Here is a 23,456-nt window from a genome sequence, read left to right as displayed (position 1 = left end):
AGTTGTTATACTGAAGTAAATTGATAGTGTTACTTTCACAATTAAAGAAGGGAAATATATGATTGGTTTGGGAACGGCCATTAACATTGGTCTCATCATAGCTGGTAGCCTATGTGGCCTCGCGTTTGGTCGCTTTATGAAAGAAAATTTAAAGCAGACGCTCATGATTGTGAGCGGTATTATCGTGCTCCTCCTCGGTATGAGTGGGGCCATGCAGTATATGCTCGTCATTGTCAACGGATCTCTACAAACAACAGGGCCGCTATTAATGATTATTAGCATGGTCGTAGGCGCCGTGATTGGCGAAATTATCGATCTTAATCATTGGATTACTGTGTTTGGTGATTGGGTGAAAGCTCGCACTGGCAATGCTGGTGATCCAAAGTTTACCCATGCTTTTATTACTGCATCTTTGACGTTTACTGTAGGTGCTATGGGGGTACTGGGCTCTATTCAAGACGGCCTTACTGGAAATTATCAAACGCTATTATTGAAAGGCATCCTCGATGGTATTATCGTTATGGTTATGGTATCCTCTATGGGAAAAGGGGCGCTGTTCTCCTTTATTCCTGTAGGTATTACGCAATGGCTCATCACGGCAATGGCACATATTGCAGCGCCTCTGATGACACCTAGTGCCATCGATAACCTATCTTACGTCGGATCTATTCTGATTTTCTGTGTTGGTATCGACCTCATCTGGCCTGGTAAAATACGTATTGCCAACCTCTTGCCAGCCATTTTCATGGCAATGGGGCTTACATTTTTGCTATAATTAGCATTACAATAATATATAGATTTTTATAAGAGACCTATATTCTCTGAACCTTTGATGTGTACTTTGTACATGATACGGTCGAGGATGTAGGTCTTTTTACTTTTTAAAATCAATTTAATAGATGTGCGAATTAATGATAGTTTAAATTCAATTATGACAATAAGGTAAATTTATTACATTCCGAAATAGGTGACCAATAGAGTCATCGCAAGTGTAGGATTTAAATGATGTTTTATAGAATTCTTTTACCAAAATTGTTTGTAGAATAATTTCAATTCTATGTATAGTTATTCTTCAAGTATATGTTATTGAATTATACCTGTTTAACAGGTATAATCAAAGGAGAGATTCTATGATTATCGGATTTAAGGATAAGGAAACAGAAAAAGTTTACTATCAAAGCTTTTCCAAACGCTTTTCTCCGTTTATACAAAGGCTAGCCCTTCGTAAATTACTATTGTTAGATAATGCTGAATCATTACAAGATTTACGTTGGCCACCAGGTAATCGCTTGGAGTTGTTGCAAGGAGATCGATTTGGACAGTATAGTTTGCGGATTAATAGTCAGTATAGACTGTGTTTTAAAGTGAAAGATATTAGTAGTTTTTATGATGTAGAAATTGTAGATTATCATTAATAGAGAGGAAATTAATATGGAAAAGTTTATTCTTACACCTACCATTAGTGAAATATTAAAGGAAGAGTTTATGGATCCATTAGGACTATCTGCATATCGATTAGCTAAGGATATACATGTGCCTGTTTCACGTATTCAAGAAATATTGAATGGTACACGGTCTATTTCAGCAGATACATCGTTGCGTTTAGCGAAATACTTTGGTGTTTCGGAAGGGTATTTCTTGCGTTTACAGATGGATGTTGATTTGCGTACAGCAAAACTTAGTGAGGGGATGGATGAAGTATTATCCTCTATTACACATTGTGCTTCATTAGAACCCGTAGACTGTCAATAAGAGATTGATAGTTTTCGATGTGTTTGGTACAATTATCTTAAATTAGTAAGTTGTTACAACATTGAATATTGATATAAGGAGAACCTATGTTATTCGTTGAATATCCTAAATGCACAACATGCAAAAAAGCAAAGAAATTCTTAGATGATCACAAAATTAAGTACACAGATCGTGACATCAAGTCCGAAAATCCTACAGCAGAGGAAATCGCTGCTTGGTATCCACAATCTGGCAAGGATTTGAAAGCATTCTTTAATACTTCTGGTATGATTTACCGTGAACAACAATTAAAGGATAAATTGCCGAACCTTAGTGAAGAAGAAAAACTAGCTTTATTAGCATCTAATGGCATGCTTGTAAAACGTCCTATCTTGGTTCTTGAAGACAAAGTACTCGTTGGATTTAAAGAAGCAGAATGGATTGAGGCGTTGAAGCTCTAATTTCATATTAGTTAACCGAAAGAACAGGTCCCTAAAAGCCTCCATAGCGAGCTAAGTCGTTTTTAGGGACCTGTTCTTTCTACGTTTTAATAAAGAAATTAGAGCTCACGACTAGGATCTCTTTTACAGTTAAGATATTTTTCATTTATCAAAAATTTTGATTTGTATATAACTTATATATTTTGTATAATATTTACACAATAGATATACCCCTATGGGTACTATAAAAATTTAGAATAGAAACAAAAGGTACTTCAGATCGGTAGTTGATTACTATTAGGTTAATATTAGTACGATATTAACACAAGATTAGTGTCATATTGCATGGGTGTACCTTACTATTTAATAAATTGTTTTGTATTTTATTTCCGGATTAAGTAAGGCCGGTATCTCATTTATAGAGAGGTCTATATGAAGTTTTTACAGTCTTTATCAGCGCAGGTTTCTCTGCGTACGCAGGGGGCTATTTTGGTACTCGGCTTGTTATTTATTATATTAGATGCGCTTACGGAGCCTATGAACCCAGCTATTGATTTGGCGTGGGTAACGGTCATCATTTGTGGCTTGCCATTGCTCATTAACAGCGTGCAAAGTATTTTGGATCATTTAGAGATTCATGCTAATTTTCTCATCGTGATAGCCATGGTGGCGCTTATTGCGATTGGAGATTACCATACGGCGGCTTATGTAGGACTCATCGTACATGGTGGCTTTTTCTTAGAGCAGCTTATTACGGGCGACGTACATTATACATTGGATGATGATATGTTGCCGACCATGCCTACACAGCTTGTAGCCTTGCGTCAGGGCATCAACAATTATTCATCTGTTATTGTTGTAGCTGTCATGTTGCTTTCCATGGGTTCCTATGCATTGACGCAGAACTTTATGCATACCATTACATTGCTAGTTATCCTTTGCCCATGCTCTTTGGAACTCGTTCTTGTGGCACTCATGATGGGTTCTCTCGTAGATGAAAACTCTCCAACAGCGGGGCTTTCAAAAGAGGCGAAACAATGCCATTTGGGCTTACTCATCGTGTCCATTTTGTTCCACGTTGTCATTATCGGTGCTGGTGTGTTAGGATCTATCAATCCTGTAACGGCCACTGCATTGCATGGCTTGGCGCGACTTGGTCTCGTGTATAATTTGAAAGTATTAAACGGCTCCTTGTGCATCGCATAAATAATTAAACTCCCCTAGTAATCATAAGTATTACTAGGGGAGTTTTGTATATACAACAGTGAGTTGTACAGTACGTATTTATACATTACGTATTATACAGTACATATTCTATTGTTGTCCTTTGTCTCCAAGGGTGAGGAGTAGGAATACGATGGATAGGATACATGCACCAACGAGGGCAATGAAACCACCATCCCAACCGTAGAGGTCAACCATGAGGCCCATGAAAGCACCAGCACCGGCAGAACCGATGAGGTAACCAAGAAGGCCTGTAAGGCCAGTAGCACCACCTGTTGCTACGCGTGGCACCATATCTGCTGCTTGAAGGCCAATCATCATAACAGGACCGTAGATGAGGAAGCCGATAGCGATGAGTGCTAAGTTATCGATGAGAATATTGCCTGCAGGGTTAAACCAGTACACGAGGATTGCCAAGATAACGAATAACATAAAGCAAATCGTAGCTGGAGCACGACGGCCACGGAATACGCGGTCACTCAAGTAGCCACTTACGAGCATGCCTGGAATACCAGCCCATTCGTATAAGAAGTAAGCCCAACGGGAACCTTCTTTTGTGAAGCCTTTCACAGCGGTTAAATAGGTCGGAGCCCAGCTAACTACGCCGTAACGGATGAAGTATACAAAGATATTTGCAATCGCAAGATACCATAAGTATTTATTATGCAAAATATATTTGTAGAAGATTTCTTTGAAAGTACTTTTTTCTTCATTTTCTGTATGTGTATGAACGACTTCATGTTTGTATTCTTCGATAGGCGGTAAGCCACAGGATTGAGGCGTATCTTTCAACAATACAAAGGTAATAATCGCTAACACGATAGAGATAAGGGCAGGGAAGAAGAAGATACTATGCCATGTACCGAATAGGTAGATGCCAAGCGTAGCAAGAGGAGCGATGATGCCGCCACCTAGGTTGTGGGAAACGTTCCACCAGGACCACCAAGCACCGCGTTCGGAACGGGAGAACCAAGTTACCATGTTTTTCGCATATGGAGGGTAGCCCATACCTTGGAACCAACCGTTTAATAAGGCAAGAACGCACATGATAGGAATACTGCTCATAACACCTGGTAAGGTGCCGAATAATAACATAACTAAAGCACTAAGCAATAGACCTACTGTGGAGAAGTATTTTGGGTTAGAGCGATCAGACGCATTACCCATAACAAATTTACTTACGCCGTAAGCTACGGATAAGATGGTCATAACTATACCAAGATCCGCTTTGGTGTAGCCGTACTCAGCAATCATGTACGGAACAGCCAAGCTAAAGTTTTGGCGGATCAAATAGAATGTAGCATAACCAATAAATGTACCTGCAAAGACTTCGCGACGAAGACGTTTGTAGGTGGAATCGATTTGCGCCTCAGGTAAACGTTCAATATGAGGAGCAGGAGAGAAAATCGACATCGTTACACATCCTTTCTACAACATGTCATTTGTAATAATACCATGTAGGGTATGTAGTCGACTATACTTAATTTTCTATTATAATAAATAGTTATTAGAAAACTGTATTATGGATAGTATTGATTAGGGTGAAATAGTATTGAATAGGTTGAAAATATCAAAATATCTTCTATGTAAAAATTATTAATTTGTAAATATATATATATATATGAATAACTGTTCATGCATTTGCGTAATGAGGCTATGCATGAATAATATAATCTCATTGAATCCGCATTTTTCCTGTACTTTTGAGTATATATGAATAATTGTACATATTTTGTTATTGACACAAGGTAATGCGAAAATCGTTAGCTTGGCTGACCGTTGGGTCACATGGATTGTAGTGATTGCGTTATTAGCCGCGGTTGGCACCTATGTGGTAACTGGAGAAATCATTCGTGCCGTAACCATCCTCGTTGTGTTCTGTCCTTGTGCTCTCGTATTGGCAACGCCGGCAGCGATAATGTAAAGGAAATTCCTTACTTAGTGGCATTATCTAAACGCATGATGACTACTATTAAAATTAATCTTTCTTTCTCCTTGCTTTTGAATTTCGTAGCTATCATCTTGGCAATGGTTGGTACTTTATCTCCAGTGTGGGGGGCCCTTGTTCATAACGGAGGGAGCCTTCTCGTAGTTGCAAACTCTGCATTACTATTGCGTTGGGCTTACAAATCTAATTACATAGTAGATGATGATCATTCCGTTCTCATGAACGCAGCTCGTAAACGCGTGTTTGAGGCTTAATAGTAGTTCATTATAAATATAAGTATGGAGTGTATGTATCGATTTGATTACTAAATCGATGAGCGTTAAAAAATAATATAGTCAATAAAAAGCGCTATCTATCCCTAAGGAAACTCAATTAGAGTTGTGGGATAGATAGCGCTTTTGTTTCACTTATAGTATGAAATCGATGGTTTCTAGTGTTGATTAATCAATATATGTTACAGGATAACCTTTGGCTTCGATTTCACGGCGGTTAAGACCATTTGGTAGATCTGGGTAGCCGATAGCGAGGCTAGCGTAGACTTTTTCGTCTTCGCTAAGACCTAGTTCACGCATTTTGGCTTGGATGCGTTCATTATCTTGAAGATGACGGATTTGGTTAACCCAGCAACTACCAAGGTCAAGTTCATTGCAAGCAAGCATCATGTTTTGCATAGCACATGACACGTCAGCAAAGTTGTTGGCATAGCTTGGTTTACTAGCCAATACGATGAGTACAGGCGCATTATAGTGGAATACAAATTTGCCTTCGGCGGACATCTTAATGATATTCACCATGTAAGGTAAAGTATTTTCTGTAATCGGCATTTTGCCGTATTCTTCTTGAATGAGTGTTACTAGTTCTTGAAGCACATCTTGGTTTGTAATGACCATGAAATGTGTTAATTGTGTATTACCGCCAGATGGAGCGCGGCGCCCAGAATCGAGGACTTGATTGATAAGTTCTCGAGATACTTGATCTGCTTTAAATTTACGTGTACTATGACGAGTTTTGATGCACTCTAAGGTGTTCATATAGGCCTCCTATTATAAGTTAGCTTTGATATAGAATTTCTTTTATTATACTACAAGGAAGGACCTAGTAGGGGGCGTATTTTTACTAAGTCATTTATTAGGAGACGGGCCTGCAACGAAAGAAGATTTCATTGAAAACAGAAGTTATAACTTTCTAATTTAATATCAAATTAATTTATAAATAAAGTAACAACTTTATGGTATGATTTTTACCCATAAATTCTATAGAAGCGCCTAATTCTTAACGAATAAGAAAATAAATATTAATTAATTGACAAATTTAAAAATATCTGTTCAAAGTGGGCTTTTTGCGTTGACTGTTTACCGTAAAATTGTGTACAATTAATTAGTAGATAATTGTGTGCATATGGAGGTAGAATATGGCACAAATTGGTGTACTTGAAGGGTACAAACATAAAGAAGATGTTCCTGATTCAGAATATTTAAGATTGGAAAATCAATTGAGCTTTCCACTCTATGTAGTGGCAAAGGAAATTGTTAATGCATATCGTAGTCACTTAGATCCTTTAAATTTGACATATACTCAATACATCGTAATGATGGCATTGTGGCAATATGGTGATTTATCCGTTAAGGAATTGGGACAAGTATTGCGCCTTGATTCCGGTACATTAACACCGCTTTTAAAGAAATTAGAAGCCAAAGCATTCTTGAAACGCAAACGCAGTCGTCAAGATGAACGCGTAGTTATGGTAACCCTTACTGATACGGGCAAAGCATTACGTGATGTAGCGGTTCATATACCACGCCGCTTGGCTGAATCGTCAGGTCCTATATTTGACGTAGAAGAGACACGTCAATTGCGTATGTTGCTTAATAAATTGCTAGAAGCAATCGATAACGCAAATGCAAAAACAGCAGAGAACATGAAGGGCTAATTTGATACAACCTCATATGTATATATTCTGTAACTTTGGAAATCTAAAAATTTTATTAAAAATGTGATATACTATACATATAGCGTATTGTATTCAAGTCATGTGAGAGTATGACTGATTCGTGATTTGCCCTCGTGGCACAAAGGAGATCATTATGAATAAAAATTTATTAGGTGCATTTGTATTAGCCGGTACATTATTAGTAGGTGGTGTTGCAAACGCAGAAAACTGGAATGGGTTAGCTAACTACCCAGAGGTTCCAAATAGTGCAAATGGTACAGAAACGTATTTCTTTGATAAAGCATCTGAGTTTAAAGGTATCGATAGCAGCCGTAACAACGTATTTGGTGTTAATGTGATTAACATGCATAATAACCAATACGGGGAAGCTACATTGTTCAAATATCTTGTTAATCCAAGCTTACATACTGTATATCGTTACGCTCCAGATGGTCAAGTTTACCAAATTCAACCTGGAACAAATGAGTTCAATATGTTCATGGCTGCTTGGAAAGAAGTATACGGCACAACTTTCGAATTCCCAGCGTTATAATCTGATGGCCCGTGCCGTAATAATTACATAACTATTGCTGGTGAAAGCTCCTTTATGGCTTTCACCAGTGTTGTTTATGGAGGTTTTTTATGTCTAAATCTGAATTTGCTCAAGCCTATACGGAGCGTATGTTCCCTGATATTGCAGCCCCAGCAGGTTATATTGATCCAGAGTTTGAAGTATTGTTTGATAATTTTGCCTTTGATGAAGTCATCACCGAAGAAGGCCGTAATGTACCGGCAAAGGATCGCTTCTTAGCCATTCTCGCTACATTAGTAGGCGCCTCAGCTGTTGATGAATATGCATTAATGCTACCGGCAGCATTAAACTTTGGCCTTATTCCTGATGAAGTGGTAGAGCTCATTTATCAAGCGGTGCCCTATCTTGGCATCGGACGTGTGCGCCCATTCTTTAAGGTGACCAATAAGATTTTTGACTATCGAGGAGAGGCTATTGTTGATCCCTCTCGCAGCACTATTACTAGTGAGTCTCGTCTAGAAAAGGGCGTAGAAAAACAAGTGGAAATCTTTGGGGAGTCTATGCGCAATTCTTACCAAGAAGGGCCAGAAGATATTCGTCATATCAACAAATGGCTTGCCAATATGTTCGGCGATTACTATACGCGTAAAGGCCTTAGCGTGGCTCATCGTGAAATGATTACCTTCTGCTTCCTTGCGGCTCAAGGTGGCTGTGAATCTCAACTCAAGGCTCATGTACAAGGCAATTTGAACGTAGGAAACAGCAAACAATATTTGATTAATATCGCATCCCAATGCGTGCCGTATATCGGCTATCCTCGTACCTTAAATGCCCTTCGTTGTATTCAAGAAGGCTACACCGCATGGGAAGCTAAACAATAAAGGAGTTCTATGTTTGATTTAAATCCGGTTCAGATATTAGCAAGTATTCCTGCTATTATGATCGTTTTTTCTATCTTTGGATATGCAGAGGCAAAGGTAGCAACTTGGTTTGGTGATCCAACGCCACGTCTGGCGGGACGCCTCACATTGTCACCAATGGCACACCTTGATCTAATTGGTACCATCTGTATTATTCTTGTTGGCTTTGGTTGGGCAAAACCTATGTCAATTAATCCATCTTACTTTAAAGATCCACGACGTGATATAAGCTTGCTTGCCTTTGCAGGTCCTGTGGCAGGTCTTATAGCAGGCTTTATATTCACCTTTATATATATGCTCCTTGGAAAATTAGGCCTCATGGAGTCCCAAGGTCTTGCCATGGTTATGCAATATATTATTTTATATAGTATTGGCTTATCAATCTTCTGTTTGATTCCGTTCCCACCATTGCCTGGTTTTAATATTATCTTGCCGTGGTTGCCTACAGAGTGGCAGATGAGATATTACCAATTAGGGATGCTTAATTTATTATTCTTTATCATCCTTATTAACACACCCATTATTTCTATGGTTATTCGTCCATTACAACAAACGATATTTAAAATCTACTTTGCCATTATTGGGCTCATACTATAATTATATTTTGTGAAAGTTTCTACCATAAAGATAATATCTTTATGGTAGTTTTTTATAGTTTATAGATAGATTTAGCTTATCTTTACATATAATGTATTTGTAAATTTTTTTCGTTTTTTATAGTAACAATTTTACTTTTGACTGTTCTTTGGATTTTATATTAAAAACTATCGATATAGTTCCTCAATTGTGTTATAATAAATACAAAGATCGTAAATTTTCGATATATTAATATTACAGTGTATTATTAGATACTATCGATAGAGTAAATTGATCTGCTACATCGATATGTAAATCAATACACTAAATTGACACGTAAATCGATATATTAAATCGATACACTAAATTGATACTGTATATAGATATTCAAGTGAATAAATGAGGAATTACATATGAATTTTGAAGAAAATCAAGTGCCAGAGGCGATTCTGGACAAGCTTACAAAGGTGTGTACTTGCCGTAGCATTACGCGCAAAACGATTAAGGAAGCCATTTTAGATGGTGCTCACACGTTTCCACAAGTAAAAGAAGCAACTCGTGCTGGCACGGGCGCTTGCGGTGGCAAAGGCTGTGGACCTCGTATCGTAAAGCTCTTAGCGGAAATGAAAGAGCAAGGCAAAATTTAAATTAAAACATCCAAAATATGAAATGTAAATTACGAAATTTCAAATTACAAAGTCGAAGCTAAGAACTATAAGCAATATAATATAAATTTAAAAGTTGAATCTATAAGCTGTAAATAGTAAACTTCAAAGATTAGATTAAATACATAAAGATTGTTGCTTAATCCTGCTATCGGACGTATCCGCAGGGTTTGGGTAACAATCTTTTTGTGTTGTTGGGGTGGTCTTTATTTTTTGATATACTATACATAATACTTTTTAGAGATTTTGGAGGTATGCATGTTTCGACGTTTGGTAGCAGCTACGATGATCGGCGCCTTAGCACTCACAACGGGCTGTGGTTTACATAATCTATTTACTTCAAAGGCAGAGCCTGTGACCTATGAGTCCGTAGTACAAAGCGAGCTTTCACCAGAGCAAAAGGTGGACAAGCTAGTGGCGAATATGTCTGATGCAGACAAGGTGGGTCAACTGTTGATGATTGGCATCCACGGCACAACGTTAAACGATGACGCAAAGTTTATGCTCAACGAGTACCGCGTAGGCGGCATCATTTTGTTCGATCGGAATATGGAGTCCAAGGATCAAGTTAAAACGCTCATTGCAGACATTAATAAGGCTGGTAAAAGTGCGGGTTTAACCCCATTGTTCCTCGGCATTGACCAAGAGGGCGGTGCGGTAGCGCGCATGGAGAATCAGCTCATCAAGGTTCCTTCTGCTGAGGAGCTAGGTAATTCACCTATTGAACAGGCTGCATCCTTGGCAAAGCAGTCTGGTGCGGAACTAAAAGACTTGGGCTTTAACATTAACTTTGCTCCTGTGGCGGACTTGGGATTAACCTATGGTCGTTCTTATAGTACAAACCCTGATGAGGTTGTGCGCTATGCAGGTGCCGTTGGTAAGGCTTACGATGAAGCGGGCTTGTGGTATTCCTATAAACACTTCCCCGGCATTGGCAAGACCGATGTAGATTTACATGCAGATACGAGTATTGTTTCTGTATCTAAAGAAGCATTGCTTTCAGAGGACACAAAGGTATTCGTAGACCTCATCAAACAGTCTAAACCGAATACCTATACAATCATGGTATCTCATGCGATGTACCCACAAATCGATCCAGACCATCCCGCTAGTTTATCGAAGGCGATTATTACTGATTGGTTGCGAAAGGATATGGGTTACAATGGCGTTGTCGTAACAGACGATATGGACATGGGAGCCCTCGCGAAACACTATACCTTTGGTGACATGGCGGTGCAATCCATCCTCGCAGGCAGCGACATCTTGCTTGTGTGCCACGAATACGAACACATGCAAGAGGCTTACAATGGCCTTATGAAAGCCGTGAAAGACGGTCGCATCTCAAAAGAACGACTCGATGAATCGGTGAAACGAATCTTGCTTATGAAAATGAGCAAAATTTAGAATCATTACAATAGAAAAATATATAGTGTATACATAACGAGCTATCAAGGATTTTATTAAACCGATAGAGAATTAATAGGTAAAGTGATTCTCTATCGGTTTGTTTTTCGTTAGGAGTGAGGTATATGGCTCGGAGAATAATGTTGAACGGTACGTCTTATTTTGGACAAGGCGCGATTCAGGAGATTGTGAACGAAATTAAGAATCGCCATTTTAAAAAGGTTCTCGTTACGTCTACACCTGATTTATTCGAGTTTAAGGTAGCTACAAAGGTAACAGACCTACTTGATGCGGCAGGCATTGCTTACGATGTGTATGATAATATTAAGCCAAATCCAACCATTGAAAACGTAACGTCTGGCGTGGCTGCTTGTAAGGCGGCAGGCGCTGAAGCTATCGTTGCTGTAGGCGGTGGCAGCGCTATCGATACAAGTAAGGCTATTGCTACGATTATGACGAACCCTGAGTTTGGCGATGTACGCAGCCTGGAAGGCTTAGCGCCTACTAAACATCCATGCTTACCGATTATCGCTGTGTCTACCACATCTGGTACGGCTGCAGAGGTTACCATTAACTACGTTATTACAGACGTTGAAAAGAATCGCAAATTCGTTTGTGTTGATCCGCATGATATTCCAATCGTAGCTATCGTAGATCCTGACATGTCCGCATCGATGCCAACAGGACTTTGTGCGTCTACCGGTATGGATGCACTCGTTCATGCTGTAGAGGGGTACATCACAAAAGGAGCGTGGGAACTAACGGATATGCTTCATTTGAAAGCTATCGAAATCATCAGCCGTTCCTTGCGCAGTGCCGTGGCTGGTGATTATGCAGGCCGTGAAGCCATGTCCTTAGGTCAATACATCGCGGGCATGGGCTTCTCCAACGTAGGCCTTGGCATCGTTCACTCTATGGCTCATCCATTAAGTGCCGTGTACGATATCCCTCATGGCAAGGCTTGTGCTATGCTGTTAACAGCGGTACTGAAATTCAATGCCCCTGCTACAGGTGAAAAATATCGTGAAATCGCTCGTGTTATGGGCGTTCCAGATGTAGATAGTATGGATCAAGAAACCTATCGTCAAGCAGCAATCGATGTCATCCAAAAGCTAGCTGATGATGTAGGCATTCCTAAATCTCTTAGCGAAGCGGGCGTGAAACGAGAAGACATTCCATTCCTCGCTGAATCTGCTTTCAACGATGCATGTACACCTGGCAACCCACGAGATGCATCTAAGGAAGAAATCATCGCTATCTATGAATCCATATTCTAATTAGTGTCTTTACATATTTCAAATGCCTCCGAATATGTAAAGAAAATACATTTACACACTTGTTTAACAAAACTAGCCATCTCTTTTTAGAGGTGGCTAGCTTTGTGTTTAAAGCGCTATCTATTGTTTTATGACTCGGACCTTTGACCTCGTGTTCAGTGAGAAAGCTATTTTTATACGTAATCCTTTCTTGAAAATGGTAGTTTACATAAGTATACTAAGGATATGAATAGATAGTTTGACTGAGAGCCGAGCGATTTTGGTAGATGGCACTCAATGACTAGGTGCTTAGTTCAACTCGTTAAATCGCTGAGATGGTTACATGTGATGTTTAGATAGGTGTTAGATAGTAATGCTAAGGAGAATCTTATGAAATTATGGAAATTTAATAAGCGTAGTTCTACCTTGGCAGATATGTCTATGAATCGTGTGCTTTTAACGGAGCTTATTGCAAAGGGGGCCCTTGTTGGGGTGATTGCAGGTTTCTTTGGGGCATCATACCGTTATTTGATACTTGAATCAGAGCATATCAGGTGGCATTTGATGGATGGTATTACTATGGAATGGGCCATAGGTTGGCTTGTGGTAATGGTCATTTTTGCGTTTATTGTAGATCGATTGCTCGCATGGGCCCCATTGTCCGGTGGTTCAGGGATTCCTCAAATCGAAGGGGAAATGCTTGGACTCTTTGATATGAAGCCCTATCGGACGCTAGTATCTAAAATGATTGGTGGCGTACTGACCGGCTTTGCAGGATTTTCCGTAGGTCGTGAAGGGCCAGCCGTACAGATTGGCGGCTCTGCTGGGAAGATTGTGTCCTACTGGATGAATTCGGGACTACGAGAACAGCGTATTTTGACATCCGCAGGTGCTGGGGCAGGCTTAACAGCTGCCTTTAGTGCGCCCGTATCGGGGGCGATGTTCGTCTTTGAAGAGGTACATAAAAGCTTTTATCCGTATCTCGTTGTACCAACCTTCGTGGCAACTTTGATTTCTAACTATATTACAGTTAGTATCTTTGGACTTACACCAGCGCTGGGCTTTACGGTGACCTCAGGGGTTCCTCTTGAATATTTCCCGATACTACTCATGGTTGGTGTTATCATGGGGCTATGTGGTGTGTTATTTTGCCGTATGATTTTTGCTTTCAAGAGGTTCTTTGACTGGCTCAAATGTTCTCGATTCTTGAAATTAGCCCTTACCTTTGTGGCAGTGGCAGCCATTGGCTTTGATTCGCAGCTCCTCTTGGGTGGGGGCAATGACCTTGTGGGTCAGCTTGCCTTTCAATCTCATGGCGTATTGCTCTTAGGTGGCATTGTATTAGGCAAGATTTTACTTACCACCTTCTGCTATGGCAGTGGTGCTCAAGGGGGCATATTTTTGCCCATGCTCGTAATTGGTGCTGCAACAGGTGCTTTTTGTGAAAGCTTACTTTCAACCTTAGGACTTATTTCTCCTGATTTTGTACCACAGTTCGTTATCTGTGCCATGGGAGGTATGTTAGCGGCCGCTATGCGGACCCCAATTTTGGCGATTTTGCTCGTTCTTGAAATGACGGATAGTTTCTCTAATATTTATGCTATCGGTATCGTTACGCTCGTGGCCTATCTTGTGGCGGAGCTTTTAAAAGAACCGCCGATTTACGATTCCTTGTTGCAAGCCATGAGTGGTCAAAGCAATCTAGAATCGGTGCAAACCTTCTTTCAAACGAAGGTGCCTGTGGTGGCAAACTATACAGATGTACAATTACAAGATTTGGCCTTGCCAGATGGGACGCTCATCGTAAGCATTCGTCGCAACGGCACATACATTGTGCCCCTTGGTGATGTGAAGCTCGAGCCAGGCGATGAATTACAAGTCTCTTGTGAGCGTGGCCGATTGAAAGCGGCTAAGGAGTTTTTCCAATCAAATTAGTCATTATATCTAAAGCTAATCGTTGATTCGTGGTATATATTAGGAGTAGTTTATGAAAATTGTGAAAGCTACTGAGTCAGATGTATTGGATCTGTACCGTTTGCAATTGCTTACATTTGAAAGCGAAGCGGAGATGATTGGAAGTCGAATGGTTCCTGCATTGATGGAGTCGGAAGAGGAGTTTAACGCTACTTTCACCCAATGGCATACCTATAAACTAGTAGATGATGGGGGAAGAATCATCGGAGGTATTCGCTATCAATATGACGATGGCGTGGTAGAGGTCGGTCGCTTGATGGTGCATCCAAACTATCGGCAACAAGGGTTGGCTCGGAAGTTATTAGTTTTCGTAGATGAACAATGCAGTCAAGACCGGCGTGTATTATATACATGTACGAAAAGCTGGATCAATATAAAGTTATATACAAAAATGGGGTATAAAGCCGTTAGAGAAATACAGGATGAAACGGGATTATCTTTTGTATATATGGAGAAACAATAATTCAAACGGCATGGGAGGTCTTAATGTGATTGATAATATAGTGGTATTCTATATATTCTTTACCATAGTTGGCTTTTTAGCAGCTATGATTGGTACCATCATCGGTGCCGGTGGAGGACTTGTTTTTGTGCCTCTTTTTATGTATTGGTTCCCTGAGTGGTCTCCGTCCATGATTGTAGGGACGTCACTCTTTTCTGTTATGTGTAATGCTATTTCTGGATCTATAGCATATCTGAAACAAAAAAAGGTATACATTAACGCTGCTATTGTCTTTAGTTTAGCTACCTTCCCAGGCGCTATTTTAGGGGCCCAAATGTCTGGATGGTTCTCCGGTAAGGGATTTATGTTTGCCTTTGGATGCTTTATGCTGTGTGCATCTGTATTGATTGGTTTTAAAAATTTTAGAAAAGGGGAACGAAAGGAAGAGTCTCTGACTCTTGAGCAGTTGAGCTATAGCAAACCTATCGGTATTAGTATTAGCTTTTTTGTTGGCTTTATTTCGAGTATCTTTGGTATCGGTGGTGGCCTCATCCATGTGCCGGCTTTGATTTATCTCATGGGCTTTCCTACCCATATGGCAACGGCTACAAGTCAATCTATTCTCGCCGTATCAACAACGGTGGGGGTTATTACACATTTAATTGAAAGCCACATCATATTTAGTATTGCTATCCCTACTAGTATTGGCGCTATCTTTGGTGCTCAAGTAGGTGCTCGTATTGCAAAACGTCTCAAAGCAAAAGCTATCCTCGCCCTCATGAGCATAGCTGTCTTTGCATTGGCGGTACGCCTCATTCTTAAATCTGGTATTTTGGGATAATATGGTTTTATAATTAATCTATCTTTAATAAGCATAATTTAGTAAAGCTCTCTAATGGTGATTCGTAAGCGTTTATCATTAGAGGGCTTTCTGTATTTTCAGCATTTTATAAAAGGGTATAACTAAAAGTCATAGAGAACTATAAATGAGAATGAAAAATTTAAAATATATAAATCATACTATTTTTATGCATAATGTTAGTAATGTATTTACTATAGAATTATAGGTAGTACGAATCGTTATTTAGAGAGGTTTTAGCATATAATTACTGACTATATCTATACATGCTTAATAAATAAGGATTCTTGATTGTATATGAGGAAAAATGGGTACATGATAATGCTAATGAGATGTACTTTCAACTGAGGGAATAAAAGGGTAATGCATATCGATTTTTATTAGAAGAGATATAAATTATGCATAATTATAGTGAGGAGAATGAGAACGGCGTATACTAAAAGTAATAGATTCCTTAAGAAAGGATAGGAGGAAATAGAAGTGAGTACACTTATTAGAGATTATGAACGTTTTGCCAAGGAGGCAAATGAGATTTGTAAAGGTCGCGTATACACCGATCATTTACGTCGTTATGCATATGGCGTTGATGCGTCTTGCTATAGCTATTTACCAAAGGTAGTTGTTAAAGCTGAAGATGAACGAGAAGTAAGACGACTTATTCGTTTGTGTCAACAATGTGGGACACCATTTACATTCCGTGCGGCCGGCTCCTCCTTGTCTGGTCAATGCTCCAGTGAAGATGTGCTCATCGTATGTAATGATGGCTTCAAGAAAATGGAAGTTATTGATGATGGGAAAGCCTTGAAATGTGAATGCGGTGTTATCGGTTCCGATGCGAATGATTTATTGAAACCGTACAATCGTAAAATTGGTCCAGATCCTGCAACGCTTGCTACAGCATTAGTAGGTGGTATCTTGAATAATAACTCCTCTGGTATGTGCTGTGGTACGGCGCAAAACTCTTATAAAACAATTCGGTCCATTCGCGTTGTATTATTAGATGGCTCCATCCTTGATACGTCTGACCAAAAGAGTATTGATCAATTCCTTAAAGAAAAACCTCAAATGGTAGAGGATATCTTACAATTGCGTAAGGATATTTTGGCCGATGAAGAATTGACACACTTGATTCACCATAAGTACAAAATCAAAAATACCACAGGTTACGGCTTGAACTCCCTTGTTGATTTTGAAGATATTATTGATATCATCAACCACTTGTTCATCGGTTCTGAAGGTACATTAGGTTTCGTGTCTGAAATCGTATATAACACTGTTGAGGACGTACCGTATAAAGGTTGCGGTCTCATGTTCTTTAAAACATTGAACGATGCATCTCTTGCTGTTGTAGCCTTGGCTAATATGGGTCGTGACAAGGTTGTTGCTGCGGAAATGATGGACTATCAATCCCTTAAGGCCGTTCAATCTCTAGATAATGTACCTGACTTTGTTCGTGAAGTTCCAGAAGGTACAAGTGCTATCTTGTTCCAAACTGAAAGCTACTCTAAAGAAACTGTCGATAAAAACTTAGCTTTTATTAAAGACAAATTGAAAGATATTCCAACGGCTATCCCAAGTCTTTACTCTCAAGATGCTAAAGAATACGATTCCTGGTGGGCAATTCGTAAAGGTATCTTGCCAATCGTTGGTGGTCAACGTAGAAAAGGCACCACTGTTATTACAGAAGACGTATGCTTCCAAATCGAAGATTTCACGAAGGGCATCGAAATGCTTACCGAATTATTCCACAAATACGATTTCGTAGACGGTGGCGTAATCTTCGGCCATGCGTTATCTGGTAACGTTCATTTTAACATTACTCCTGATTTTAGTGATCCTAAAGATACTAAGAACTTTGGCGATTTGGTAAAAGAAATGTCCGAACGCGTTTCTGGCTTCGGTGGTTCTTTGAAAGCTGAACATGGTACAGGCCGCATGGTTGCACCGTTCATTGAAATGGAATGGGGCCGTAAAGCGTACGAAATTAACCGTCGCATCAAAGCCATCTTTGACCCTGAACGCATCTTGAATCCTGATGTTATCATTACTGATGATCCAGATGTGTATAAGAAAAACCTTAAAGCTCAATGCGTTATCGATGATGCTTTCACAATCTGTATGGAATGCGGTTTCTGTGAAAAACATTGTCCAAGCCGCAATTTAACATTGACTCCACGTCAACGTATTGCATTGTTGCGCGAAACGAAACGCCTTGAAAACGAAGGCAATTTCACATTGGCTGCAGAGCTTAAAAAAGGTTATGAATACTTTGGTGTAGATACTTGTGCTGCGTGCTCCATGTGTAAAGGTCTTTGCCCGCTCAGCATCGATACGGCTCAAATTGCATTATCCATGCGTCGCATCGATCCACCTGCACCAGAATTAGCTAAGAAAATCTATGATAACTTCTCCACAACACTTCAAATGTGCCGTGCTGGTGTAAGTCTTGAAGGCATTGCAGGATCTATCATTACACAAAAAGCGATTTCTAAGATTACTGAAGGCTTACATGGCGTAACAGGTGTTACACCATATGTACCTAAAACAACTCCTAAGGCTAATCGCTACAGATTGAGAAGCCGCATTAAACCGACTAATTTTGAAAAGGTTGTATACTTCAGTACCTGTGCGAACCGCGCCTTCAAACCTAATCAAGGTTATGACGATGAACGTAGCTTGCAACAAGTAGTGGAAAGCTTATGTAATAAGGCCCATATCGATATTATCTACCCTGAACATATCGAAAACCTCTGCTGTGGCTTGAGTTTTGAAAACTACGATGACGTTCATGAGCGTGCTGTGAAAGACTTACACGATGCGTTGATGAAAGCATCTCAAAATGGTAAATACCCAATCGTGATTGACCATAGTGCATGCTTTAATCATGCTTTCAAACATATGCCAGACTTAGAAATCAACGATATTTCTGAATTCTTGTGCAAATACGTTGTGCCTCATCTCGACATTGAAAAATGTGATGAAAGGGTCATCGTACATAAACAATGTAAAATCAAATCCTTGAATAAATCTCAATATATTGAAGATTTAGCTCGTTTATGCACAGACCATGTATTCAACATTAAATCCTTTGCATGCGATGGCTTTGCCGGTCAAAAAGGGTTCTTCACACCAGAACTCAACAAATGTGCTACCAAAGACCTTGCAGCCGAAATCGCTGAATACGGTGCAACACTAGGCGTAAGTTCCAGCTCTACCTGTGAAATCGGCCTTGGCGAAAACGGCGGCATCCCATTCATTGGTGTTGCATTCCTATTGGATCGTTGCTCTAAGGCTAAGAAATAAGTCTTGTATATCTATTGCTATTTACGTTAACGTTGTTAGTAGTTTACATTGAGGTTACTAGTAGGTTGGGTTAAAGTAACTGGTAGTTTATATTAATGTTGCTTTAATATTGCTCGTAAATTATGTTAAAACTACTAATAGTTTTTTAGGAGTTTTATGAGATTTATTGCTAATTCTTTATTTTTCTAAGAAATGTGGTATACTAAACGTAGGTAGTAGAGTGTATGAAATTACCTGCAATATAACCAAAAAAAAGGACGAGTGGCAGCTCGTCCTTTTTCTTGCTTATTTTTTGTTTTTATTGTTAAGCCAGTAGCTGTAGGTAGTTACAACTAAGGCAACAATAATAGGGGCAAGCAAGGTGCCCCAGAGTGCATAAAACAGCTCCTGCAATATACCACCTCCTTTCGGGAGGTATTTTATATTATATCATCATGCTATGGAGTCTTGTATATAATTAATGATTGGAGAATTTCTAATGAAGAAGGTTGTGCTTTTCTTTCTTTTAATAACAGCCCTTACGGGATGTGGATTGAATCAAAATACGAATAGTAATAAAACAGAATCAAATGCAACTAGTTCTGCTGCTGGTTCCTCTACATCTGCTGCGGGAAACAGCCAAGCGACTACCAAGCAAGATGGACATCTAATTACAGCAAAGCAAGCCTTATCCGCTGGTGAGTATGCGAAAGCCATAGAGGAAGCTACAGCGTCCATTAAGAATAATGCTAATAATGCAGAAGCCTATTCTGTACGTGGCTTTGCAACAGCATTAAACGGTGATGCGGCTAAAGGTTTGACAGATACTAAAAAGGCTTATGATTTAGACTCTAACAATGTGGCTAATTACTATAACATGGCCATGGTCTATAAGTTGCAAGGTCAGTTAAACGATTCTAAACAATGGTTTGAAAAGGTATTGGAAAAGGACCCTAGTAACACCTGGTCTGTGTATGGTATTGCTACCATTTATGCAGACCAAGGAGAAGATACTAAGGCCCTTGATTGGTTAGAAAAAGCTATAAAAATTGATCCTTCTGTAAAAGCTGTTGCAGCCGAACAAGACCATTTTGAACGCTTTCACAATAATAGGCGATTTAAAACATTGGTAGAATTATAGACATGGATGTGAAACAGATGATTCGCCTTATTATAAAGGTGATAGGATTTATATATTGGCTTATTTTTCTATACCTTGGCAGTCTAATGGTCGTAGACTGGTCAGGGTTTATGACTCGGTACAATATTGAAACACCAATTTTCCTTAGCTATATAGTGGTGGTAGGGTGTATTGTTATGCCTTATTTGGTGTTTTATTGGAAAAAACTGAATCCTAATGTTAAACCGCCCTATTTGGTGCGATGTCTTAGTGCCTATATGGACCGTCTAGAGGACCAACATAGTATATGGTTTGATGTACTATATGTACTCAAGCTACTGCTCTATTTTGTAATAATCTTGTGGATGATCTGTATACTATTACTAACCTTAGCATCTATTGCATGGACAATAGTTCTAATTTTACTGAGCAATTGATGATGTAAATTACATTGTTTTCTCTACTAATGCTTCTTGTAAAAGTTGAGAAAAGTTAATTCCTTTAGCTAATGCTCTATCGTTTAACCAGGCAGGAATCGTTAGGGTTTTCTTTACGGACTTACTATTTTTAGCTAAATCAATATCTGTTTGCACTAATGTAGGATATGTTGTATCGGTACATGGTAAGCTGCGAATAGATGTGGGGGTAGGTAGAGTTTGTCCATCTTCTAAAGCGTCTAATATATAGAGTTCCATAGCCTCTTGTGCATTGGTTATTAATTCTATTAGTGTTGAGCCGGTGCTACTAGTGTATTCGAGATCTGGAAATTCGGCCCAGAAACCATCGGCATCATCATGGATTATAGCAGGGTATATAAATTTCATAGGTCCTCCTAATAGTAAATCCTTATCCTTCATATTCTCTCCTTTTATGATAACACGTGTATACGTACAAAACAATTATTAGGAGTTATACATTCTTATTTATAGTCTAGCAGTATATAAAGGAAAATAGGGGTGACCATTGGTCACCCCTGATTCTATTAGTCACTTGACAAGATTGATACATGACCTTTATATATTAATCCTATTCATAAAAATCATATTAGTATATAATTAATATATATAAATTAGGTTGTGTATTGATGGAAGGAGAGGATTCATCATGAAACCATTTGGTAAAAGGGTAGCAATGACTGTGTTGTGTGCGGCGACATTGACATCCCCATTTTTTTTGAGCGGTTGTAGTATGTCAGAATTATGGCAGGGGACTGAACAGAGTCGCAAGGAACTTGCGCAGCGGTCTGAGCAGGATCAGGTGCAGTTATTTAATCAATATGTGAAAGCTGTAAGCCGATACAATCGCATGGCTGTCATGTTTGATTATGCGAATACGCCAACTCTTAATGAGTTAAAAGCTGGGCAGCATTTAACTGTATTTAATGCACCGAACTTTAAGCAGCTACAAAAAGAATTAGAAGAGGCTAAGCAAGCAGGTATTCCGTATGATGAAATGAAGGAGCCTTTAGATAAGCTGCTTTCAAAATTGAACGAAATTACACCGGTAGCCGAAGAGCTCGATGCATATTATAAATCTAAAGGGTATACCACAGACAACTATGCTAAGGAGCAACAATTAGGCCCTAAATATGTTCAATTGTATGAACAATTTGTTCCTATTTATGCTGATTTTGATAATGTTATGCATAAAATCAATACGGACCGCTTGCAACAACGGTTACAACAATTGCGTGATGCAGGCAAGAAAAATGCCGCTGCAGCACAAGAGGTTCATTTGCGACTTACTGCGGTCCTAGAAAAGATCGATAGTGAAAAACAACTAGATGTAAATGCTATCAATCAAGAGTTGCAAGCTATTGGTGATGTATCAAATGGTATTACTAGTCCTAAGTATGATTCTGTTAAGACTTCTGTAAACTCTACAATTGGGGCAATCCGTACCTATATGGGTTCAAAACAAGATAATGACTATAATCGTATGATTGAGGCCTATAACCATTACATTTCTAATCTGAATACGACCAATATGAATGAGTTAGATTAAAATAAGTTAGATTAATACGTCTATATAAAAGAAAGCTGTATCAAATGAGAGTGTCATTTGATACAGCTTTTTAGTTGATATATAGGATATACCTTACTTTTTTAGGCTAATGCGCGTTGTAATTTGGCTTGATAACGAGAATAATACTAAGGCTATCCAGATACAACCGAAGGCGATTATCTGTGGTGTGCCAAAGCTTTCACCAAAGTAGAAAATGGCTAGCAACAAGGCAATGGTAGGGGATACATATTGCAAGAAGCCTAGTAGATTGAGCGGCAATAGTTGTGCACCATAGGAGAATAGCACCAATGGGACAGATGTAGTTAGACCGCAGGCTATGAGCAACATAGTTGTATACCAGTCCGTGCCGAAATAGGACCACACGGTATTATCGACCATGGTCGTATATAGTAAGGCTAGCGGTGTTAATAGCCAGGCCTCAAAGGCGATGCTCGTAAAGGGAGAGATGCGCAGTTTCTTTTTTACAGCTCCATAGAGACCGAAGGAAACGGCGAGGATCATCGACACTAATGGCAAGGATCCCACTTGATAGGTGAGTAAGGCGATACCGATGGTAGCGATGAGGACACTCAGCTTTTTTGGTATCGATAGAACCTCTTTAAATAGGATGACACCTAATACTACATTGAAGAGTGGGTTGATGTAATAGCCAAGGCTCGTGTTCATAACTTGATTATTGGCGATGGCCCAAATGTAGGTGAACCAGTTTATACTGATGATGACTGCCGCAACTAAAAGTAGGAATAATTGTGAACGTTGTTCTTTTAGTAATTGAAAGTCCTTTTTGAATTGTTTAAAGTGTAGGCCAAATACAACGATAGCCATGCAAACACCTGACCAGATAATGCGCTGTGCCAGTATATTATACGGCGAAACATGGTTTAATAATGCCCAATATAGAGGGAGTAAGCCCCAAATTATATAACAACTAAGGGCTGTGATTAACCCTTTTTTACTTGTATGCTCCATAATGCCTCCTCGTGATAGTATTTATTATATCACTAATACTCAAGTCATGCGTTTTAGTTATTGCATATGATTTTCAGTTATAACTTTGATTTTGGCACTTATGATTAAATGTTATGTTCATTGACTTTGTGCATATTGTTACACTATATTGGACTTAGA

25 protein-coding genes are annotated in these 23,456 nt (G+C 39.2%); 20 read left to right on the top strand and 5 right to left on the bottom strand.

The features are described 5' to 3' along the window. Positions 1–58: 58 nt before the first annotated feature. From E7L28_RS05900 to E7L28_RS05880, 5 genes are all read left to right on the top strand, one after another. Positions 59–775 carry a DUF554 domain-containing protein gene (locus E7L28_RS05900; RefSeq protein ID WP_316691795.1) on the top strand — a complete coding sequence of 239 codons (717 nt, stop codon included), beginning with the start codon at positions 59–61 and terminating at the stop codon, positions 773–775. Between the two features lie 355 nt (positions 776–1,130). Then, a complete protein-coding gene (locus tag E7L28_RS05895; RefSeq protein ID WP_012864982.1) occupies positions 1,131–1,415 on the top strand; it encodes a type II toxin-antitoxin system RelE/ParE family toxin in 285 nt (94 codons plus the stop codon). Between the two features lie 16 nt (positions 1,416–1,431). Next, a complete protein-coding gene (locus E7L28_RS05890) occupies positions 1,432–1,752 on the top strand; it encodes a HigA family addiction module antitoxin (RefSeq protein WP_316711501.1) in 321 nt (106 codons plus the stop codon). Positions 1,753–1,838: 86 nt separating this feature from the next. After that, the gene (locus E7L28_RS05885) at positions 1,839–2,192 is read left to right on the top strand and encodes a Spx/MgsR family RNA polymerase-binding regulatory protein (protein WP_004698187.1); all 354 of its coding nucleotides are present in this window, start codon (positions 1,839–1,841) and stop codon (positions 2,190–2,192) included. Between the two features lie 411 nt (positions 2,193–2,603). Beyond that, entirely contained in the window at positions 2,604–3,377 is a 774-nt protein-coding gene (locus tag E7L28_RS05880; RefSeq protein ID WP_316711499.1) for a hypothetical protein, read from the top strand. Positions 3,378–3,485: 108 nt separating this feature from the next. Here the strand turns inward: E7L28_RS05880 and pgtP are convergent, their stop codons facing one another. After that, the gene (pgtP, locus tag E7L28_RS05875; protein ID WP_004694513.1) at positions 3,486–4,808 is read right to left on the bottom strand and encodes a phosphoglycerate transporter protein PgtP; all 1,323 of its coding nucleotides are present in this window, start codon (positions 4,806–4,808) and stop codon (positions 3,486–3,488) included. A 319-nt stretch (positions 4,809–5,127) separates the two neighbouring features. Here pgtP and E7L28_RS05870 point away from each other — a divergent pair, with 319 nt between their 5' ends. Together E7L28_RS05870 and E7L28_RS05865 are read left to right on the top strand one after the other, a co-directional pair. Then, positions 5,128–5,319: a P-type ATPase actuator domain-containing protein gene (locus E7L28_RS05870; RefSeq protein WP_270279069.1), complete on the top strand. Its 192-nt coding sequence runs from the start codon at positions 5,128–5,130 to the stop codon at positions 5,317–5,319. Positions 5,320–5,336: 17 nt separating this feature from the next. After that, positions 5,337–5,597, top strand: coding sequence for a hypothetical protein (locus tag E7L28_RS05865; protein WP_232054992.1), 261 nt, complete (start codon positions 5,337–5,339; stop codon positions 5,595–5,597). Between the two features lie 186 nt (positions 5,598–5,783). Here E7L28_RS05865 and E7L28_RS05860 read toward each other — a convergent pair whose 3' ends face one another. Beyond that, on the bottom strand, positions 5,784–6,374 hold the full coding sequence (locus E7L28_RS05860) for a nitroreductase (RefSeq protein ID WP_024061572.1): 591 nt from the start codon (positions 6,372–6,374) through the stop codon (positions 5,784–5,786). A gap of 380 nt (positions 6,375–6,754) precedes the next feature. Here E7L28_RS05860 and E7L28_RS05855 point away from each other — a divergent pair, with 380 nt between their 5' ends. From E7L28_RS05855 to E7L28_RS05805, 11 genes are all read left to right on the top strand, one after another. After that, positions 6,755–7,273, top strand: coding sequence for a MarR family winged helix-turn-helix transcriptional regulator (locus E7L28_RS05855; RefSeq protein ID WP_316711495.1), 519 nt, complete (start codon positions 6,755–6,757; stop codon positions 7,271–7,273). A gap of 154 nt (positions 7,274–7,427) precedes the next feature. Continuing rightward, the gene (locus tag E7L28_RS05850; RefSeq protein WP_004694522.1) at positions 7,428–7,826 is read left to right on the top strand and encodes a hypothetical protein; all 399 of its coding nucleotides are present in this window, start codon (positions 7,428–7,430) and stop codon (positions 7,824–7,826) included. Between the two features lie 89 nt (positions 7,827–7,915). Further along, entirely contained in the window at positions 7,916–8,686 is a 771-nt protein-coding gene (locus tag E7L28_RS05845; protein ID WP_174892416.1) for a carboxymuconolactone decarboxylase family protein, read from the top strand. A gap of 9 nt (positions 8,687–8,695) precedes the next feature. After that, positions 8,696–9,322: a site-2 protease family protein gene (locus E7L28_RS05840; RefSeq protein WP_004698228.1), complete on the top strand. Its 627-nt coding sequence runs from the start codon at positions 8,696–8,698 to the stop codon at positions 9,320–9,322. Between the two features lie 392 nt (positions 9,323–9,714). Continuing rightward, positions 9,715–9,948 carry a (2Fe-2S)-binding protein gene (locus E7L28_RS05835; protein ID WP_004694527.1) on the top strand — a complete coding sequence of 78 codons (234 nt, stop codon included), beginning with the start codon at positions 9,715–9,717 and terminating at the stop codon, positions 9,946–9,948. Positions 9,949–10,224: 276 nt separating this feature from the next. Beyond that, positions 10,225–11,370, top strand: coding sequence for a glycoside hydrolase family 3 protein (locus E7L28_RS05830; RefSeq protein ID WP_316711492.1), 1,146 nt, complete (start codon positions 10,225–10,227; stop codon positions 11,368–11,370). 125 nt (positions 11,371–11,495) lie between these two features. Further along, positions 11,496–12,647: a lactaldehyde reductase gene (gene fucO, locus E7L28_RS05825; protein WP_316604299.1), complete on the top strand. Its 1,152-nt coding sequence runs from the start codon at positions 11,496–11,498 to the stop codon at positions 12,645–12,647. A gap of 369 nt (positions 12,648–13,016) precedes the next feature. Next, the gene (locus E7L28_RS05820; protein WP_008602026.1) at positions 13,017–14,561 is read left to right on the top strand and encodes a ClC family H(+)/Cl(-) exchange transporter; all 1,545 of its coding nucleotides are present in this window, start codon (positions 13,017–13,019) and stop codon (positions 14,559–14,561) included. A 52-nt stretch (positions 14,562–14,613) separates the two neighbouring features. Beyond that, a complete protein-coding gene (locus E7L28_RS05815; protein ID WP_008602029.1) occupies positions 14,614–15,063 on the top strand; it encodes a GNAT family N-acetyltransferase in 450 nt (149 codons plus the stop codon). A gap of 25 nt (positions 15,064–15,088) precedes the next feature. Continuing rightward, entirely contained in the window at positions 15,089–15,883 is a 795-nt protein-coding gene (locus tag E7L28_RS05810; RefSeq protein WP_008602031.1) for a sulfite exporter TauE/SafE family protein, read from the top strand. Positions 15,884–16,381: 498 nt separating this feature from the next. Further along, a complete protein-coding gene (locus E7L28_RS05805) occupies positions 16,382–19,204 on the top strand; it encodes an FAD-binding and (Fe-S)-binding domain-containing protein (protein WP_008602033.1) in 2,823 nt (940 codons plus the stop codon). A gap of 285 nt (positions 19,205–19,489) precedes the next feature. On the opposite strand, the gene E7L28_RS05800 is transcribed toward E7L28_RS05805, so the two are convergent. Continuing rightward, the gene (locus E7L28_RS05800; protein ID WP_229039624.1) at positions 19,490–19,564 is read right to left on the bottom strand and encodes a type I toxin-antitoxin system Fst family toxin; all 75 of its coding nucleotides are present in this window, start codon (positions 19,562–19,564) and stop codon (positions 19,490–19,492) included. Positions 19,565–19,682: 118 nt separating this feature from the next. Between E7L28_RS05800 and E7L28_RS05795 the strand changes: the two genes are divergently transcribed. Next, positions 19,683–20,324, top strand: a complete 642-nt coding sequence (locus E7L28_RS05795; protein WP_287509559.1) for a tetratricopeptide repeat protein — start codon at positions 19,683–19,685, stop codon at positions 20,322–20,324. 425 nt (positions 20,325–20,749) lie between these two features. Here the strand turns inward: E7L28_RS05795 and E7L28_RS05790 are convergent, their stop codons facing one another. Continuing rightward, positions 20,750–21,127, bottom strand: a complete 378-nt coding sequence (locus E7L28_RS05790) for a type II toxin-antitoxin system HicB family antitoxin (protein ID WP_316604224.1) — start codon at positions 21,125–21,127, stop codon at positions 20,750–20,752. Between the two features lie 280 nt (positions 21,128–21,407). On the opposite strand from E7L28_RS05790, the gene E7L28_RS05785 reads away from it, so the two are divergent. After that, positions 21,408–22,307 (top strand): DUF3829 domain-containing protein, encoded by a 900-nt coding sequence (locus tag E7L28_RS05785; RefSeq protein WP_316604214.1) that lies wholly within the window; start codon positions 21,408–21,410, stop codon positions 22,305–22,307. 93 nt (positions 22,308–22,400) lie between these two features. Here the strand turns inward: E7L28_RS05785 and rarD are convergent, their stop codons facing one another. Beyond that, positions 22,401–23,297: an EamA family transporter RarD gene (gene rarD, locus E7L28_RS05780; protein ID WP_316711489.1), complete on the bottom strand. Its 897-nt coding sequence runs from the start codon at positions 23,295–23,297 to the stop codon at positions 22,401–22,403. Between the last annotated feature and the right edge of the window lie 159 nt (positions 23,298–23,456).

The organism is Veillonella parvula, assembly GCF_032575955.1.
In the GTDB taxonomy this organism is placed as follows: domain Bacteria; phylum Bacillota; class Negativicutes; order Veillonellales; family Veillonellaceae; genus Veillonella; species Veillonella parvula_J.
Note: the sequence above shows the minus strand (reverse complement) of the source record. Positions and strands in the feature narration are given on the sequence as shown.